Source organism: Marinifilum sp. RC60d5, from assembly GCF_052400665.1.
In the GTDB taxonomy this organism is placed as follows: domain Bacteria; phylum Bacteroidota; class Bacteroidia; order Bacteroidales; family Marinifilaceae; genus JBQTGK01.
In genome coordinates this window covers 81,287-99,398 of record NZ_JBQTGK010000011.1, presented here as the reverse complement: position 1 = coordinate 99,398, position 18,112 = coordinate 81,287, and the positions used below count along the sequence as shown (strand labels likewise).

Below are 18,112 nucleotides of genomic sequence, written 5' to 3'. Positions count from 1 at the left end.
TAACTATATTTGAAGATAGGGTCAGACTAAACGCCTAACCCTATAAATTTCATTTACACACTTTGCGGGATAGTGTCTTTTTTATTTTTATAATATAAGTTTTAGAATTCCCAAAGATCGTGCTCGTACGTGAAAATATCATTTTTAATCTTTTCAGCCTCAAGTATTGAGTTTATACCAACAGTATATTCGCTAATACTTCTATTGTTATGAACGTTTGAAACTTGAGTAATAAAGCTTGCAAATCTTCTTTTCATAAATAAGTCATCGAAAGAGTATCGAGCTGCATCATTAAAAGGATTTAACACTTCGTGTGTAGCCAGTAAAGGTCTTACTTCAGGAAAGTAAACCCAAAATAATTTCTTTTTCTGAACTCCATCCATTGCAGAATCTCCATCTTTAACATACTCTCTAATCGGACAAATACCAATAATACGAACCTGCATTGTAGAGGTTTGTTTATCGAAAAACCACTGCTCTTTCATGATATAGCGTTTTACATCATCGGTATGCATTTCTCCAGGTATGATTTTTTTGACTAGTTTACCTGTAATATCTCGTTGAGTAATGGTATCATTTTGTGCATCAAATTTAGCATAGATTTCATCTACCGTCATTGGCACTTTAAACTCATCGTCGTTAGTCCCATAAGCTGTTAATCCTTCATTTTCTATTCCATACATCAAAAGATCAATTAAACTATAACGATCATCCTGCGGTTCTGTTGGATAGTACATAGGAAGGTTCATTTTTTCTCTTAGATCAACAATCCGCCATACCAATTTAGACCACATTACATCCGATTCGCGAATATTCGAGAACGGAATTGGTTTACGATTTTTAATATGATTTTTAGTGTATACACTAGTAGCATTTGTTTGTGCCGATACATTTGCGGTACAAAATAATGCAAGACCAATAATTAGTAATAAGCTTTTCTTCATTGTATGTAAATTTTATTACTGTATTTTAAAGATAATTGGAGCTAAATTTCTCTCTTCACCATCAGGACCTACGGCTCTGATGTTTTCAAAATATACTTTCTGATTTCTTTTTAGATTTCGAAGCATTCCAATTTGTTCGTTGGTGAAATTTCTGCTACGTGAAGATTGATCAACTGTATAGCCTTTCACAATGGTTGAAACAGTAAAACTTTTAATATCAAATTTCAAATCAAAATCGAAATTTTCCATTACTGCATCGATTCCTGATTGAGCCAATAATAGGTTTTTCTTAATTTTACCGCCATTCATATCAGCAATTTTAGCAATAGGGTCGGGAATAGGTTTTACACGAAATTCAACAGTCCGCAAGGGTCTCCATTCTCCATCAAAATCGGCTTCAACTCTAACTTTAGCATTTTTGAATGCGGCTTTTGGTTTAGCAATATAGTTATTTCCTTTTTTAAGCAGCTTGCCGTTAGTCATTGTTGCTCTAACTCTATCTGATGAAAATCCTGGTGCAGAAATACTAACAGGATTGTCTACACCAACATAGAATACATTCATTTTGGTTGCCGAAACAACAACATTTGGTTCTGCAACGATATAATCAGCAGAAAATTCTAACTCTTTCTCAATTCCAGAAGGTGATTTATAGGTTAATATTCCACCCCATTTTACAGGTCCAATTTTATCGGCTTTAGCTGTGTACATAGCTCTACCATCTTTATCAAAATTAGTTAACTCACCTCTTCGGTCAACTACGATTTTAGGATTTTGAGTGGTGTCTACAGCAGCAAGAAATACTTGTGCCTGATAAGTGTCACCTTTTAAAATATAACTTGATGGAGCATAAACTTCAGCTCTTAACTTGTTAAATTTAAATGATTCTGCCTCTATTTGATTAAAAAGATAATTAACAATATCTGATTCAGTATTTCTAATATCAGATTGAATTTTAGATAGAAGCGTTACTGCACCAACGAGTGGAGTATGTGAAAATTGTTTTGATTCCCAAGTGTAATTAGGATCATCTTTTTTCTTTTTCTTAGGCTTAGATGTATCTAATGTTTCGTTAATTGCACTTCGCAGAGTTTCATCACTTTCATCGATAAGTGCTAAAACCATTTCACGATATGCTACTATCGATTCTTTTAAATCTTTACCATGTCCTTTAATAAGCATTACTTCGCCAGGAATATCGATATTATCACGACTTTTAATCTGATTCATATCATATTCTGGGCCATCAGCTTTTTCTACAATTCTTTCTTTAAGTGCTTGAATATAATTATAGAGTGTGTCAGATTGTGCTTTTATTTCTTGTGCATGCTCCCATGATTCCCGCACTTTATTTTCATTTGCACTTAAGGCATTGTCAAATTCTCCGTAAGTAGCTTCGGTTTTTTGTTCAAAAGTTGAGATTGTTTTAGACAAACCATTATCTATAATGGTAAAAGCATCTAATACTTCGTCCGATACATTTATGGCTAACATTGCAGTTAGAAATAAATACATCATTCCAATCATCTTTTGCCGTGGCGTTTCTTTACAATTCGTTGCTCCCATTTCAGCTTAGCTTGATTGGTTAGACTAGTTCTGTTTTTTATGATCCATTGCACTTAACATGTTACCGTAGATAGTGTTTAGTGCAGAAAGATTAGTATTTAATTGCTCAGTTTCTTTACGATATGTTTGTGCATTGTCAAGAGTAGCAGTAAGCGTTTCAAGAACTTTATCTAAATCCTGATGTAGGTTCTTAGCATTGTCTATTTGTTGATTACTTTGTTTTAATTGCAATTCATAAATGGCATTTAATGAAGACAAATTATTATTCATTGATTCCATAGATGTATTGAAATTATTACTATTCTCTGAAATTTTACTAAAATCAGTTTGCAATGCCTGATCTACTTTTTGGTAAGAGTTCAATAAATTATTTCCAGATTCGTTTACTTTACCTGCAAAATCTTTACCTGAATTTTCAATTGCTGAAGCTGTCTCCTGATAAGATGTACTTAGTTTTTGTGCAGAATTAGAGATCTCTTGTGTAGAATCAACATACTTACCTGAAAATTCGCCTACTGATTCTGATGCCTTATTCATACTTTGAATATATCCATCAGTAGCTGTGGCAGCATCTGAAAGGTTAGAAAGACTATCTGTTGCATTGGTTAATTTTGCCAATCCAGCGCTTAAATGAGACAATTTATCTGGTTCAACACTAATTTTTTCGAGAAGTTGCTGTAATTGTTCCAATCCTTCGGCTTGAACGCCAACACCTCCACCGGCTTGTTGTCTTGGCTCTAAACCAATAAGCTCTGGATATACTAAACTCCAATCTGGTTGTTCGTGCGGTGGTTCAAATGCTGAGAAAAAGAAAATTATTGCCTCAACAGACATACCAATTGTTAACAGAGTTCCGGCTCCTGTGTAGTGCATAATTTTAAACAAAGCACCAATCAATACAACTGAAGCACCCCAGCCATATACGTAGCCCATAAATTTTTTCCATCTCGGTGATTGTACAAGTTCTGTAATATTCATATCAGATTTATTGAATAGGTCTAAAAAAAATAGTTTAGAGGTAGATTACCTACCTAAATGAGTTCGAACACATCGGAAACCAATATATGATTTAGAAGTATCCTGATATTCGTATGTTCTGGTAGCGCATTGTAAATAATATCCAATGTCCTTCCACGATCCACCTCTTATTACTTTTCTTTTTAAGGCAGGAGCATCATCCGGAAGTGCGTTATATTCATAATTTGGATTCATATCATGCGTAAAAGAAAATGCTGATTCATCATAAGCTCCCGAAGTCCATTCTGCAACATTACCTGCCATATCATACAATCCAAATTCGTTTGGCTCATAGCTACCAACAGGAAGTGTTACTAAACCACCATCATCAATATAATTACCACGTAATGGTTTAAAATTACCAAGGAAACATCCCTGATCGTTTCTTGTATAAGGACCACCCCAAGGGTACATGTTTTGAGCTAAACCACCTCGAGCAGCATATTCCCACTCCGATTCGGTTGGTAAACGATAATCTTGAACTGGGTAGTCTCCTTCTCTTTTTAAAGCTGAGTTATGGAAGCGGGTCCTCCATATAGAAAAGGCTGTTGCTTGTTTCCATGAAACACCAACTACAGGATAATCGTCATAACCAGGATGCCAAAAATATTGTTTGGTCCATGGATCATTATAAGAGTAGGTAAAATCCTGAATCCAGCATAAAGTATCAGGATAAATATTCAAGGCTTCTTTCATGATAAAAGAAGATCGGTCTTCAATTTGTTTTCTTCCACCTTTGTAGTCATCAACCATTCCTTCGTATTCGCCTGTTTCGTAATTATAGCGATTCGATTTTTTAGCTGCTTGTTGCAGATCAACCCATTGGTATTGATATTTTAATTTTCGAGTATCAATTTCTTTGTTGCGGAAAAATCTTTCGTGTTCTGGCAGATACATTTCTTCCAGAATTTCAACATATTCTTCATCGTTCCATTCTAATCGCTCTTCCCAGTTTATAAAAGGCGGATCGATAGGATTTCCGTTTTGATCTTCGGCAATTAAAAATTCTTCGAATTGTTGTCCTAATAATTGTCTTGCAATTGAATCTCGTACCCAATATACAAATTGACGATATTCGTTGTTTGTGATTTCTGTTTCATCCATCCAAAAAGATTCAACCGAAACAGTTTTGGCTGTTGCATTTAATGCCCAAGCTACATCTTGGTCATTTGGTCCCATTGTAAAACTTCCTCTAGGAATTAATACCATACCGTAAGGTTTTGGTTCGAACCATTTTCCTCTAGGACCCGCACCAACAAGCTCTCCGTTTCCAGTGCGGCTTCCGCAGCTGGATAAGAATAACAAAACAATTACACAAAGTGTTGTAAATAGTTTATTCATAGTGGTTTTGTAAATTGTGCTTTAGCACAGATTTTTAAATTTTTTATAAAAATCGAATACTCTTATATTTTTGATTTCGGCTTTCTAATTTAGTGTTGAATTTATACATTAGTAGAAATTCATGCGATCCTTTAGCAATTTTTGATGTTGAAACATCGTAAGCATATCCTATTTGAATTCCATTATTAAATAAAACTCCCATCATGCCAACAATTGCATCATCCACTCTATATGAAACGCCACCCCAAATCTTTTTATTGTACCGAATCAAACTGTTTATATCAATTTGAGAAACAACAGCATCAGTTTTGTAAAATACTGAAGGTATTACTTCCCAGGTTTCATCAAGTTTTACTGTATATCCAGCAGTGGCATAATAATGTCTTGCCAAATAAGTTTCTACCGATTCGTTATACGAAACAGTTGGTTCTGTGACATGCGATACGGAAAGACCAGCATAAAAGTTATCACTTTGATAAAAAATCCCTAATCCAGGATCAAAAATCATTTTACCTTCATCAATTGTAGCTGACCCCAAATCTTCTGCTGCAGAAGTAAATTCGTCTCCTTCAGGAATAAACCATTCACCTTTTAATGCATTATTTTGAAATCCAACACTAATTCCAAAATGCAAAGAACCTTTGTTTAGTTTCTTTATATAAGCATAGCTGAATCGGATTCCTGTGTTTTTTTCTAAACCTAGTTCGTCTCTAACTACACTTAAGCCTAAACCGTGTTTTGTGCCTGCAATATGAACAGGTGTGCTAAGATTTACAATAGTTGTAACAGGTGCATTATCGAAGCCAACCCATTGTTGTCTGTTTATTGCAGATACAACAATATTATCCTCGGATCCTGCATAAGCAGGGTTTATGGCGAGAATATTAAACATATTTTGACTGAACTGTGGATCTTGTTGAGCTCTCATTTTCAGGGCAAAACAAAAAAATATTATGAAGAACAATAATTTTTTCATGAAATACTTTATAGTTCAGTAACGGTCAAAAACTGTGAGGAGTAAAGTAAATAAAAATAAATATTCCTTACAAGTTTTATCAGAGATTCAAGCACTTTAATCATTAAAATTTATTATTTTACTTTCTTAGAATTGCTAAGGGTCTTAATATTAAATTAAATAAGTTAATGTGTAAAGGCTACGGTAAATAATAACTTTTACTTCATATTGTAATTCTTTATTACGTCGATTTATTTATTTTGTTAATGTTTTTTTTACTTTTTTAATCTTGATTAACAATAAGTATATCTTGAAGAAATATTAATAGCTCAAAAAAACACAATAAAAAAGGGCTTTACATTAAAATGTAAAGCCCTGATTATTTTTATTAGAAATTTTATTTTTTCGTTTTTTTGGTGGTACTTGTTTTTTTCTTTGTAGTTGTCTTTTTTCCTGTCGCTTTTTTTGCTGTTGCTTTTTTAGTTACAGTTTTTTTACCTGTTTTCTTTTTAGGAGTATTTTTAATAATTTTCATGCAGTCTTCAAAGCTTAATACTTTTGGGTCTTCGATATCTTTGGCTAAACGGTAATTTTCTTTCTGATATGCAATGTATGGTCCCCAACGGCCATTTAGAATTTGAAGATCTGGATCTTCATCAAAGCCTTTAATGAATTTCTCACGATCTTTTTTTCTTTTTTCTTCAATTAATTCAATAGCACGTGGCAAATCAATTTCCATTGGATCATCAATGTCTTTCTTTAAAGAAGCAAATTTTCCATCATGTCTAACGTAAGGACCAAATCGACCTATGGCAACTACAACTTTTTTATCTTCATACAAACCCAGATCGCGAGGCAGTTTAAATAGATCGATAGCTTCTTCTAGTGTAATAGTTTCCAAATGCTGTCCTGGTCGGAGGCTTGCAAATTTTGGAGCTTCTGCTTCTTTATCTTCCGATGTTTGTCCAAGCTGAGCCATAGGACCATATCTTCCAATTCGCACCAAAATTACTTTTCCGGTTTTTGGATCTTCACCTAAAATTCTTTCTCCGGTTGATCGGGCAGAGTGTTCAAGTGTTTTTTCAACATTATCATGGAATGGATTGTAGAATTTACCAATCATTTCATACCAAATCATTTTTCCCATAGCAATATCATCGAATTCTTTTTCTACATCGGCTGTAAAATTGTAATTCATTACATTAGGAAAGTGCTCAGTTAAAAAATCGGTTACTACCATTCCTATATCCGCAGGAAATAGTTTTTTATTGTCAGCTCCTGTAATTTGTGTTTTTATTTCTTCGGTAATGTTGTTTTCTTTCAGACTAATAATTTCATATTTTCTTTCAACACCATCGCGCGATTCTTTAACTACATATCCACGATTTTGAACCGTAGTAATAGTTGGTGCGTAGGTGGATGGACGACCAATGCCAAGTTCTTCCAGTTTTTTAACCAAACTGGCTTCGGTATATCTTGGTGGACGATGAGTGAAATGTTGAGTTGCATTCAGAAAATTCTCAGTTACAGGATCGTTTACCTTTACTTGTGGAAGTAAGGTTTCTTCTTGTTTTGATCTTTCATCATCGGTAGACTCCATGTAAACTTTCAGGAATCCATCGAATTTTATCATTTCACCACTTGCAACAAATTGTTTTCCATTGGTTGATGCTACAATCTTAATGTTGGTTTTCTCCAATTTGGCATCACTCATTTGTGAGGCAATGGTTCTTTTCCAGATTAAATTATACAGGCGAATTTCGTTAGATTCTCCACTAATTACTTCTCTATCGAGATAAGTTGGACGAATGGCCTCGTGAGCTTCTTGTGCTCCTTTATTTTTTGTGTGGTATTTTCTGATTTTAACATACTCTGAACCATGATGTCTGGTAATTTCTTCTTTAGCGGCAGCTAGTGCAGTGTCGGATAGGTTTACCGAATCGGTTCTCATATATGTAATGTTTCCAGCTTCATATAAACGTTGAGCAACTGCCATTGTTTGAGAAACCGAGAAACCTAATTTTCTACTTGCTTCCTGTTGTAAGGTTGAAGTAGTGAAAGGAGCTGCAGGCTTACGAGTAGAAGGTTTTTTCTCTATCTCATTAATTTTATAGTCTGCATTTTTACAACTTTCAAGAAATTGTAAGGTTTCTTCTTTCGATGAAAATCTTTTTGGATATTCAGCTTTTAGGTTTTTTTGTGTTCCATTTTCTTCAGTTACCATGAAGTTGGCAACAATTTTATAAAAAGCTTCGGGCTTAAAAGCAATAATTTCCCTTTCGCGTTCAACGATTAAGCGTACCGATACAGATTGAACACGGCCTGCAGATAGTTGAGGTTTAACTTTTTTCCACAATACCGGAGAAATTTCAAAACCTACTAAGCGGTCTAGAATTCTACGTGCTTGTTGTGCATTTACTAAATTATCGTCGATATCACGAGGATTTTCGACAGCTTTTAATATTGCATCTTTTGTAATTTCGTGGAATACAATTCGTTTGGTGTTTTCTTTTTTAAGTTTTAGAACTTCGAAAAGGTGCCATGCAATAGCTTCTCCCTCGCGGTCCTCATCGGATGCGATCCAGACAACCTTAGCTTCTTTAGCTAACTTTTTAAGTTCTGCAACTACCTTTTTTTTATCTGTAGAAACTACATATTTTGGGGTGAAATTATTCTGAATATCAATTCCAAAATCCTTTTTTTCCAAATCCCGAATATGCCCAAAGCTTGATTTTACCAAGAAGTCTTTACCAAGAAATTTCTCGATTGTTTTTGCTTTTGCAGGGGACTCGACTATTACTAAATTCTCTACCATCTCGTATTTGTGCTTTGGAAAGTTAAGGTTAAAATTTTCTGCAAAGTAAAACAATAAGCAGCCTAAGTTCAAAATTTTGTTGTATTTATTTTGCAATTACATGTTTATATTGTATAACTCTTAGCCAATAAAATCAAGAAAAATACGTCTTACCTATTAGAATATAATTTGCTATTTTTACAGCTCAATAAAAAACAATTGGTATAAAATGTCTGAAATTAATCCAAGTACTGAAACAAATCAGGAATCAAATCTGAGAAAATTCAAGAAATCGCTGATCATTTTTTGGTCTGTTTTTCTGTTTGGGGTATTAGCAATGGTATTATTTTTTGCTGGTGTATCTAATGGAAAATTTGGTTTTATGCCAACTTTCGAAGAGTTGGAAAATCCGAAAAGTAGCTTAGCTACTGAAGTTTACACTGTGGATAATGAGTTGATTGGGAAGTTTTATTTTCAAAATCGTTCGTACGTGGAATACCACGAAATCTCTCCTTATTTGCAAAAAGCATTAATTGCTACTGAAGATGTGAGATATGAAAATCATTCTGGAGTTGATATTCGTGGTTTAGGTCGTGTTGTGAAAGGTTTAATTACAGGAAATAAAAATGCTGGTGGAGGTAGTACTATTTCTCAGCAATTGGCTAAAATGTTGTTTCCGCGCGAAAGTTTTAACAGTAAGCTGGATATTGTTTTTAGAAAATTTAGAGAGTGGGTGATTGCTGTAAAACTTGAGCGAAGCTATACAAAAGAGGAAATCATGACAATGTATTTTAATAAATATGATTTCTTGAATTTAGCTGTTGGAATTAAATCTGCAGCAAATGTATATTTTAATACTACACCCGATTCTCTTAGGCTTGAACAAGCTGCTATGCTGGTAGGTATGGCTAAAAATTCTTCTTATTATAATCCTTTACGTAGACCCGAATTAACTAAAGACAGGCGAAATGTGGTATTGGCTCAGATGGTGAAATATGATTATCTAGAGAAAGAAGTTTACGATTCGCTTAAGAATTTACCTCTTGGTATCGATTATCAGAAAGTAGATCATAAAAGGGGAATGGCGCCTTATTTTAGAGAATACCTAAGAATGTCCTTAACAGCTAAAAAGCCTGAGCGTAAGAATTATCCATCGTGGAATTTACAACGTTTTAAAGAAGATTCTCTGGAGTGGGATAATAATCCTTTTTATGGATGGTGTAATAAAAATCAGAAGGCTGATGGTTCTCCATACAACATTTATAAGGATGGACTAAAAATTTATACGACCATTGATTCGAGAATGCAAAAGTATGCTGAACAGGCAGTGGAAGAGCATTTGGGACTTAATTTGCAAAAAGCTTTTGATAGAGAAAAGCAACATCATAGAAGACCTCCTTTTTCGGATGATTTAAGTACCGAAGAAGTTGAACATCAGCTTGACTTATCAATACGCAGAAGTGAAAGATATCGAGTAATGCGTAAAAAGGGATTAAAATTTGATGCGATAAAAGAATCCTTTTCTAAGCCAACAGAAATGAAAATTTTTACCTGGCAGGGAGAACGGGATACTACCTTAACACCCATGGATTCGATGTTGTATTATAAGGGGTTTTTGCGTGCAGGATTTATGTCAATGGTTCCCCAAACTGGAGAAGTGCGAGCTTATGTTGGAGGTCCTAACTATAAGCATTTTATGTACGATATGGTAAGTGTTGGAAAACGTCAGGTAGGTTCTACTATTAAACCATTTTTATATACTTTGGCAATGCAGGATGGTTTGTCTCCTTGCGATAAGGTGCCAAATATACCACAGACTTTTATATTACCTGATGGTACACCTTGGGCATCGAGAAACTCGACCGAAAAAAAGGCAGGAGAAATGGTGACTCTAAAATGGGGTTTGGCCAATTCGGTAAATAATATTTCGGGTTGGGTATTAAAGCAAACTACACCCAAAGCTGTGGTTTCTATGGCTCATAAAATGGGTGTTGTAAGTAGAATGGATCCTGTTCCATCAATTTTTTTGGGAACCTCAGAAATTTCGGTTTACGAAATGGTTGGTGCTTATAGTTCTTTTGTAAATAAAGGGGTTTATATAAAACCACGATTTATAAGTAAAATTGAGGATAGCAAAGGAAATTTGATAGCTCAGTCGGTTCCTCGTAAGAAAGAGGTGATGAATGAAAAAACAGCCTATTTAATGACAAACTTGTTGCAGGGTGTTGTTAATAAAGGTACTGGGGTGAGGTTAAGGTTTACCTATAATTTGTATAATCCTATTGGAGGAAAAACCGGAACAACTCAAAATCATTCCGATGGATGGTTTATGGGAATTACTCCTGAATTGGTATCAGGAGTTTGGGTTGGTGCCGAAGATAGAGCGATTCACTTCGAAGGAATCCGATTAGGACAGGGAGCTAATATGGCATTGCCAATATGGGCGCTGTACATGAAAAAAGTATATGCTGACAAAGATTTAAATGTATCACAAGGAGATTTTGAAAAGCCTAGAGGGGTGATTATTAACCTTGATTGTGAGTCGGAATCTAATAAATCTAATAACACCGAATTACAAGATTCTGAAGATGAGGATTTCTTTTAATATTCGGTTGATAATTTATTGAAAGATCAATTTATTTTCTTAAAATTGTAATGTGATTTAGGTCCCTGAAAAGGGAATAATAGGGAATCCTGTTTAATTCAGGAGCTGTCCCCGCAGCTGTAAACTCCGATTCAGTAATGATCTGTGTTTTAAACAATTGTTCCACTGTCCAAAGTATTCGGGATGGGAAGGAGTTTAAAACCGGAGTAAGCCAGAAGACCTGCCTAAATTAATGGATTTTAGCTTTCGGGCGAGAAAAGCGGAAAGATTCATTTTATTCTTTCTAATTCCGACGCTAGTAGATTCGAAATGCCATATTCGAATCATAAAAAAAATTCATAGTAACTGTTTACTTTAGAGGATGTCTTGCCAAGACATCCTCTTTTATTTTTATCTGAAAAGAGTTTGAAAAACCTGACCAACTTTACTTACCAAATGAATTTTGATATTAAATTTAGAGATGTTCAGGCCTTTAGAATTGTATTTTGGAATAAATATCTGCTTGAAACCCAGCTTTTCGGCTTCGCTAATTCTTTGATCTATACGATTTACAGATCTAATTTCTCCTGATAAACCAATTTCTCCTGCAAAACAGACTTCTTTGGGAATTGAAATGTCGGTACTCGAAGAAAGAATTGCAATAATTACTGCCAAATCGATAGCGGGATCATTAACTTTTATTCCACCAGCAATATTTAGAAAAACATCTTTTGTAGAAATTCTGAATCCAGCTCTTTTTTCTAATACCGCTAATAGCATGTTTAGTCTCCGAAGATCGAAACCTGTTGAAGAACGTTGAGGTGTGCCATAAGCCGCCGAGCTAACCAGTGCTTGTATTTCTATCAGAAAAGGACGCATTCCTTCAATGGAAGCTGAAATTGCTGTGCCACTTAAGCTCTCATCTTCCTGAGAAAGTAAAAGCTCCGATGGATTGGAAACTTCTCGTAAGCCAGTATGCTGCATTTCATAAATTCCCATTTCGGAGGTAGAACCAAAACGATTTTTTGTGGCTCGCAAAATACGATACATGTGGTTTTGATCGCCTTCGAACTGAAGTACAGTATCAACCATGTGCTCAAGAATTTTTGGTCCGGCTAAATTGCCATCTTTGGTAATGTGACCAATTAAAAGAACCGGAACGGCCGATTGTTTGGCGAATTGAAGCAGTTGAGCCGTACATTCTCTAATTTGAGAAACACTGCCTGGACCAGCCTCTATTCTTTCTGTAGCCAGCGTTTGAATCGAATCGATAACCACAATATTTGGCTGTGTGTTCTTAATGTGAGTAAAGATATTCTCCATTGCTGTTTCACTCACAATTAAGCATTTTTCGTTATCAGAATTTATTCTGTTTCCTCTTAATTTTATTTGTTGGGCACTCTCTTCGCCCGATACATATAAAGTCGTGAAATTTTTAAGGCGAAGAGCAATTTGTAAAGCCAGAGTTGATTTTCCAATTCCTGGTTCTCCTCCAATTAATATTAAAGATCCGGGTACTAATCCTCCTCCTAAAACTCTATTTAACTCCATGTCTTCGGTGTTAAATCGTTTTTCTTCCGATGATGAGATCTCAGAAATTTTTAGAGGTTTGTTTTTCACATTTTCATTGGTGCCAACAATGTTCGAAGCCTTTGATTTAACAACTATCTCTTCAACAAAAGTATTCCATTCGCCGCAGGAAGGGCATTTGCCTACCCATTTTGCCGATTCGACACCACAGTTCTGACAGAACCATGCACTTTTTGTTTTAGCTTTCGTAACCACGTTTAAATAATTAACAATGAGTAATTAATAATGAAAAAATAATTTTATTTAGAAAAATTTGTATTTAGATATTTTGTCTGAAACTTTATTATTTTTCGTTTTGTATTTTTTTGATAATCCCAGTTGACGAAAACCCTTCGATAAAATCAAGTGTTTTAATTTCTCCACCTTTGGTTTTAACAATATCGTATCCAACAATATCTTCTGCTTTGTAATCCGATCCTTTAACCAATACATCGGGCTGAACAAAGTTTATCAAATTGAAAGGAGTATCTTCTTCAAATAAAATTACCATATCAACAAAGCCAAGCGAAGCGAGTAATAAGGCTCTGGAATATTCATCGTTAATTGGGCGAGTAGGACCTTTTAATCTTTGGGTTGATAAATCGGTGTTTAAACCAATTATCATTTTATTTCCCATTGCAGCGGCACTGGCTAAATATTCTAAATGTCCCCGATGTACAATGTCAAAACATCCGTTAGAGAATACTATTTTTTCTTCTTTAAATCTCCAGGTTTGTAATTTATTATAAGCATCTTCCTGCTTAAAAAAAATTTTATCTTTTATCAATTGTAATTTGTCCATTTTATAAGATTTTGCTTAAAGTTACAGTATCGTTTAGAGAGTAACAAGTATTAAAGCTAATGCCTAACTGCAATAAGGGTGGATGGTTTACTCTATTTTATTTAAAGAGGTAGCACTTAGTTGATATAAGTTTTGTAATAAATATAGAATTGCAGTTTCTGTATTGGGGCATTAGATTTAAAGTTGGTATAAAAAAAGGCTGATCCCGAAAGAACAGCCTTTTGTTTGTATCTTAAAATTAATCTAAATTAATTTATTGGTAGCAGTATCTGGGAATACCAAACTTGGTTCCCATTTTTTTGCTTCCTCAAATTCCATCGATGCATAGGCGATAATGATAACTACATCACCAACTGCGCACTTTCTTGCTGCGGCACCATTCAGGCAAATTGTCCCTGAACCTCTTTCGCCACGAATCACATAAGTTTCCAAACGTTCACCATTGTTGATATTTACAATCTGAACCTTCTCATTTTCGATCAAGTTGGCTGCATCCATTAGATCTTCATCTATGGTTATGCTTCCAACATACTGAAGATTAGCACCAGTTACTGATGCTTTGTGAATCTTCGACTTACAAACTTCAATGTACATATCGCCTTTAACTAATTATTAAAAAGTTACGTTATCAATCAATCTAATGTTTCCTACCTGAACGGTGATACACCCAATTTTAATATTGTCTTCATCCCAGTTTTTAATCTGGTTTAAATGTGTATCATCTACGATTTCAAAATACTCTACAGAAAGATATGGGTTTTTATTGATTTCTTTAACTACCCAATCCTTTAATTGAATTACGTTTAATTTGGGTACTAAGTTACGAGCTTTAAATAAAGTTTCAGATATTTTTGATGCATTTTTTCTTTGCTCATCATTGAGTAGCGTATTTCTCGAGCTCATAGCTAAACCATCTTTTTCCCTGATAATAGGGCAGGGAACGATATTTACGCTTAACTTAAGATCTTTCACCATCTGCTTAATAACAGCTACTTGCTGAAAATCTTTTTGACCAAAATAGGCATTATCTGGATTTATAATATCAAAAAGTTTACTTACAACCTGAGCTACTCCATTAAAATGTCCTGGCCTGTTTTTTCCTTCCATTATTTGGTCCAGATTGCCAAAATTAAAAATTCTGGTATCAGGTTCAGGGTACATTTCTTCAACTTCTGGAATAAAAATGATATCAGGACTAAATTTTGATAACTTATCAAGATCTTCATCGATACATCGAGGGTATGATTTTAAATCATTAGGATTATTAAACTGAGTAGGATTTACAAATATACTTACAATTGTAATGTCGTTATCTTTAACAGATTGTTCGGTTAAAGATAAATGTCCGGCGTGTAAAGCACCCATTGTAGGGACAAATCCTACACTTTTTCCTTCTGCTTTATATTTGCTGATTATTGCTTTTGTATCAGCTACAAGCTTTACTGTTTTCATTCCGTTAAAATAGTCTTACAAAATCATTTTGATTTTTAGTTACGACTGCAAATAAAATAAATAATTGATTACAATAGAAATAATAAGTGCATTTAATTGTTTTGTAGGTGCTTTAAGCTTAATCAAGATCATGATTATTAAATATTTTTATTAATTTTGCGCAGATAATCTGTATTAATATTTAGCGACTATATGGAAAAGACAAAAGTATTGTTTGTTTCACAAGAAATTACCCCTTACCTCCCTGAAAGTGAAATGTCTGATATTGGAAGACATTTACCGCAGGGAATCCAAGAAAAAGGAAAAGAGATTAGAACTTTCATGCCTCGATACGGATGTATTAATGAGAGAAGAAATCAATTACATGAAGTGATCCGTCTGTCGGGTATGAATTTAATTATCGATGATACAGATCACCCCCTAATTATCAAAGTGGCTTCTATTCAAGCTGCTAGAATGCAGGTCTATTTCATTGATAATGAGGATTATTTTCAAAGAAAAAAAGTTTTACTTGATGAAAATGGCGAAGCTTTTGCCGATAACGATGAGAGAGCTATTTTCTTTGCAAGAGGTGTGTTAGAAACGGTTAAGAAATTACGTTGGGCTCCGGATGTTGTACATTGCCAGGGATGGTTCACAGGATTATTGCCTTTGTATCTTAAGAAGGCATTTAACGAAGATCCTTTGTTTACCGATACAAAAGTTGTATTCTCGATTTACGATGATGAGTTTACTACCCCTTTTAGTGCTGATTTTAAAGATAAAGCAATAATTGAGGGTGTAACAGCTGATGATGTAACGGTTTTGGAAAATGCATCTTATGTTTCTTTGCATAAACTAGCAATCGATCAGTCGGATGCTATTATTATGGGTAGCGAAAGCATTAATGAAGAAATAAAAGCTTATGCTCAGGCAAGTGGAAAACCGTTTATGGACTATAAAAATAAAGATGAATATGTTTCAGCTTATTCTGATTTTTACGACGAATTGGTTGCAGAATAAGTTGGTTTTCTAAAAATATGATAGGTGCATTTAAACTATGTTTTATGCACCTTTTTTATGCCCGTTTCTAAATTAATAACAAGTTTGGAGGCTAAATGAACTTATTGTATTTTTAGATCAAATTTATGATAATTGAATCGATAATATATTTTACCTGATATGATTTTAAAATAAAATTCAAGTAAAATTTTGTTGATTAAAAGTAATAAACCGATTTTGCGTGGTACCGAAATCGAAACTTATGTATTTATGTGTGGAATAGTTGGTTATATTGGAGGTAAGGATGCTTACCCTATTCTGGTAAATGGTTTAAAAAGGTTGGAATATCGCGGATACGATTCAGCAGGTATTGCCCTTCGTACAAATCAGACCCAGTTGTTTAAATGTAAAGGTAAAGTTCAGGATTTAGAAAATCATGTAAAAGGACATGATATTTCCGGATCTATTGGAATTGGTCATACTCGTTGGGCTACACACGGAGAGCCTAATGATGAAAATGCGCATCCTCATAAGTCGATGAATGGTAAATTTGTAATAATTCATAATGGAATTATTGAAAATTATGCACTTCTTAAAGAAAAACTGATAAAACGTGGATATACGTTTAAGAGCGATACTGATACTGAAGTATTAGCTAATTTAATTGAGTATATCTATTTAAAAGGAGAAGTTTCTGCTGAAATAGCTGTTCGTTTAGCTCTTACAAAAGTTGTGGGTGCTTACGGTTTAGTAGTAATTAGTGAAGATGAACCAGAGCAGTTAATTGCTGCAAGAAAAGGGAGTCCGCTTGTAGTAGGTGTAGGAAATGGAGAGTATTTTCTAGCTTCTGATGCAACCCCTATTATCGAGTACACTCAAAGTGTAATTTACCTTAACGATAATGATGTAGCTATTATCAGTCGTGATGAACTGACATTGAAAACGATTCAAAACGATAAGTTAATTCCACATATTCAGCATTTAGATTTAGATATAGAGCAAATAGAAAAAGGTGGATACGAACATTTCATGCTTAAGGAAATTTTTGAGCAAACTAGTTCTATTCACGATACGATTAGAGGTAGGGTTTCAGCTAAAAATAAAGAAGTATTTCTTGGTGGTATTAACGATGTAATTCCAAAACTGGTAAATGCACGACGAATTTTAATTATTGGTTGTGGAACTTCTTGGCATGCAGGAATGGTAGGCGAATATTTATTCGAAAAATTTGCCAGAATACCTGTTGAAGTAGAATATGCTTCTGAATTTAGATATAGAAATCCTGTGATTTTTGAGGATGATATCGTTCTTGCAATTAGTCAGAGTGGGGAAACTGCCGATACATTGGCGGCTATTAAGCTGGCGAAGGAAGCTGGAGCAACAGTTGTTGGTATTTGTAATGTAGTTGGTTCAAGTATTCCTCGTGAAACTGATGCTGGTGTTTATACTCATGCAGGACCAGAAATTGGGGTTGCATCGACAAAAGCATTTACTGCTCAGGTAACTGTTTTAACTATGATGGCAATGCTTGTTGGCTACAGAAAAGGAACTCTAGAAAAGGATCATTATCATAAGTTAATTGCGGAGTTTACAAACTTACCAGAAAAAATTCAAAGAATTTTAAATAAAGTGGATGACATTAAAGAATTATCAAAAAAATACGTAGATTCTACAAATGCATTGTACTTAGGTCGAGGATTCTTGTTCCCAGTTGCTTTGGAAGGAGCTCTTAAATTGAAAGAGATTTCATACATCCATGCTGAAGGCTATCCTGCTGCAGAAATGAAACATGGCCCTATTGCTTTAATTGATGAGCAAATGCCAGTTTTTGTTGCTGCAACCAAGGATAAATCTTATGAGAAAATTGTAAGCAATATTCAGGAAGTGAAAGCAAGAAAAGGACATGTTATTGCTATTGTTACTGAAGGAGATACGGTGATTAGTAAAATGGCCGATCATGTTATTGAGATACCGGAAACATTGGAATCTTTGGCTCCATTATTAACGGTTATTCCTTTCCAGTTAATTTCTTATTATATTGCCGTATTGCGCGGATGTAATGTAGATCAGCCACGAAATTTGGCTAAATCGGTTACTGTAGAATAAA

13 protein-coding genes and 1 riboswitch are annotated in these 18,112 nt (G+C 34.4%); of the genes, 3 read left to right on the top strand and 10 right to left on the bottom strand.

From position 1 onward, the window contains the following. Positions 1 to 101 precede the first annotated feature (101 nt). The 6 genes from porN to topA all read right to left on the bottom strand — a co-directional run bounded on the left by porN (position 102) and on the right by topA (position 8,638). Positions 102 to 944 (bottom strand): type IX secretion system ring protein PorN/GldN, encoded by an 843-nt coding sequence (gene porN, locus ACT3CE_RS16635; RefSeq protein WP_444710901.1) that lies wholly within the window; start codon positions 942 to 944, stop codon positions 102 to 104. 15 nt (positions 945 to 959) lie between these two features. Further along, the gene (porM, locus tag ACT3CE_RS16630; protein ID WP_444710900.1) at positions 960 to 2,510 is read right to left on the bottom strand and encodes a type IX secretion system motor protein PorM/GldM; all 1,551 of its coding nucleotides are present in this window, start codon (positions 2,508 to 2,510) and stop codon (positions 960 to 962) included. 24 nt (positions 2,511 to 2,534) lie between these two features. After that, positions 2,535 to 3,488 carry a type IX secretion system motor protein PorL/GldL gene (gene porL / locus ACT3CE_RS16625; RefSeq protein WP_444710899.1) on the bottom strand — a complete coding sequence of 318 codons (954 nt, stop codon included), beginning with the start codon at positions 3,486 to 3,488 and terminating at the stop codon, positions 2,535 to 2,537. A 45-nt stretch (positions 3,489 to 3,533) separates the two neighbouring features. After that, positions 3,534 to 4,868 carry a type IX secretion system lipoprotein PorK/GldK gene (gene porK, locus ACT3CE_RS16620; RefSeq protein WP_444710898.1) on the bottom strand — a complete coding sequence of 445 codons (1,335 nt, stop codon included), beginning with the start codon at positions 4,866 to 4,868 and terminating at the stop codon, positions 3,534 to 3,536. A 43-nt stretch (positions 4,869 to 4,911) separates the two neighbouring features. Continuing rightward, complete coding sequence (locus ACT3CE_RS16615; protein ID WP_444710897.1) at positions 4,912 to 5,844, bottom strand: PorP/SprF family type IX secretion system membrane protein; 933 nt, start codon at positions 5,842 to 5,844, stop codon at positions 4,912 to 4,914. A 376-nt stretch (positions 5,845 to 6,220) separates the two neighbouring features. Continuing rightward, on the bottom strand, positions 6,221 to 8,638 hold the full coding sequence (topA, locus tag ACT3CE_RS16610; RefSeq protein WP_444710896.1) for a type I DNA topoisomerase: 2,418 nt from the start codon (positions 8,636 to 8,638) through the stop codon (positions 6,221 to 6,223). A gap of 208 nt (positions 8,639 to 8,846) precedes the next feature. Between topA and ACT3CE_RS16605 the strand changes: the two genes are divergently transcribed. After that, on the top strand, positions 8,847 to 11,222 hold the full coding sequence (locus ACT3CE_RS16605) for a transglycosylase domain-containing protein (protein WP_444710895.1): 2,376 nt from the start codon (positions 8,847 to 8,849) through the stop codon (positions 11,220 to 11,222). Positions 11,223 to 11,264: 42 nt separating this feature from the next. Continuing rightward, a riboswitch (cobalamin riboswitch) is annotated at positions 11,265 to 11,464 on the top strand. A 148-nt stretch (positions 11,465 to 11,612) separates the two neighbouring features. Here ACT3CE_RS16605 and radA read toward each other — a convergent pair. The 4 genes from radA to panC all read right to left on the bottom strand — a co-directional run bounded on the left by radA (position 11,613) and on the right by panC (position 15,024). Next, positions 11,613 to 12,986 (bottom strand): DNA repair protein RadA, encoded by a 1,374-nt coding sequence (gene radA / locus ACT3CE_RS16600; RefSeq protein ID WP_444710894.1) that lies wholly within the window; start codon positions 12,984 to 12,986, stop codon positions 11,613 to 11,615. Between the two features lie 88 nt (positions 12,987 to 13,074). Continuing rightward, positions 13,075 to 13,572: a D-glycero-beta-D-manno-heptose 1-phosphate adenylyltransferase gene (gene rfaE2 / locus ACT3CE_RS16595; RefSeq protein WP_444710893.1), complete on the bottom strand. Its 498-nt coding sequence runs from the start codon at positions 13,570 to 13,572 to the stop codon at positions 13,075 to 13,077. A 243-nt stretch (positions 13,573 to 13,815) separates the two neighbouring features. After that, positions 13,816 to 14,166 (bottom strand): aspartate 1-decarboxylase, encoded by a 351-nt coding sequence (gene panD / locus ACT3CE_RS16590; protein WP_444710892.1) that lies wholly within the window; start codon positions 14,164 to 14,166, stop codon positions 13,816 to 13,818. An 18-nt stretch (positions 14,167 to 14,184) separates the two neighbouring features. Next, a complete protein-coding gene (gene panC, locus ACT3CE_RS16585; RefSeq protein ID WP_444710891.1) occupies positions 14,185 to 15,024 on the bottom strand; it encodes a pantoate--beta-alanine ligase in 840 nt (279 codons plus the stop codon). 192 nt (positions 15,025 to 15,216) lie between these two features. On the opposite strand from panC, the gene ACT3CE_RS16580 reads away from it, so the two are divergent. Beyond that, the gene (locus ACT3CE_RS16580) at positions 15,217 to 16,026 is read left to right on the top strand and encodes a glycogen/starch synthase (protein WP_444710890.1); all 810 of its coding nucleotides are present in this window, start codon (positions 15,217 to 15,219) and stop codon (positions 16,024 to 16,026) included. 249 nt (positions 16,027 to 16,275) lie between these two features. Beyond that, on the top strand, positions 16,276 to 18,111 hold the full coding sequence (glmS, locus tag ACT3CE_RS16575; protein ID WP_444710889.1) for a glutamine--fructose-6-phosphate transaminase (isomerizing): 1,836 nt from the start codon (positions 16,276 to 16,278) through the stop codon (positions 18,109 to 18,111). Position 18,112: the final 1 nt, after the last annotated feature.

Bases quoted from the DNA above. Each gene is read 5' to 3' on its own strand.
- porM (WP_444710900.1), bottom strand. From the start codon at position 2,510: ATGGGAGCAACGAATTGTAAAGAAACGCCACGGCAAAAGATGATTGGA.
- rfaE2 (WP_444710893.1), bottom strand. From the start codon at position 13,572: ATGGACAAATTACAATTGATAAAAGATAAAATTTTTTTTAAGCAGGAA.
- panC (WP_444710891.1), bottom strand. From the start codon at position 15,024: ATGAAAACAGTAAAGCTTGTAGCTGATACAAAAGCAATAATCAGCAAA.
- panD (WP_444710892.1), bottom strand. From the start codon at position 14,166: ATGTACATTGAAGTTTGTAAGTCGAAGATTCACAAAGCATCAGTAACT.
- ACT3CE_RS16615 (WP_444710897.1), bottom strand. From the start codon at position 5,844: ATGAAAAAATTATTGTTCTTCATAATATTTTTTTGTTTTGCCCTGAAA.
- ACT3CE_RS16605 (WP_444710895.1), top strand. From the start codon at position 8,847: ATGTCTGAAATTAATCCAAGTACTGAAACAAATCAGGAATCAAATCTG.
- glmS (WP_444710889.1), top strand. From the start codon at position 16,276: ATGTGTGGAATAGTTGGTTATATTGGAGGTAAGGATGCTTACCCTATT.
- ACT3CE_RS16580 (WP_444710890.1), top strand. From the start codon at position 15,217: ATGGAAAAGACAAAAGTATTGTTTGTTTCACAAGAAATTACCCCTTAC.
- porK (WP_444710898.1), bottom strand. From the start codon at position 4,868: ATGAATAAACTATTTACAACACTTTGTGTAATTGTTTTGTTATTCTTA.
- porL (WP_444710899.1), bottom strand. From the start codon at position 3,488: ATGAATATTACAGAACTTGTACAATCACCGAGATGGAAAAAATTTATG.
- topA (WP_444710896.1), bottom strand. From the start codon at position 8,638: ATGGTAGAGAATTTAGTAATAGTCGAGTCCCCTGCAAAAGCAAAAACA.
- porN (WP_444710901.1), bottom strand. From the start codon at position 944: ATGAAGAAAAGCTTATTACTAATTATTGGTCTTGCATTATTTTGTACC.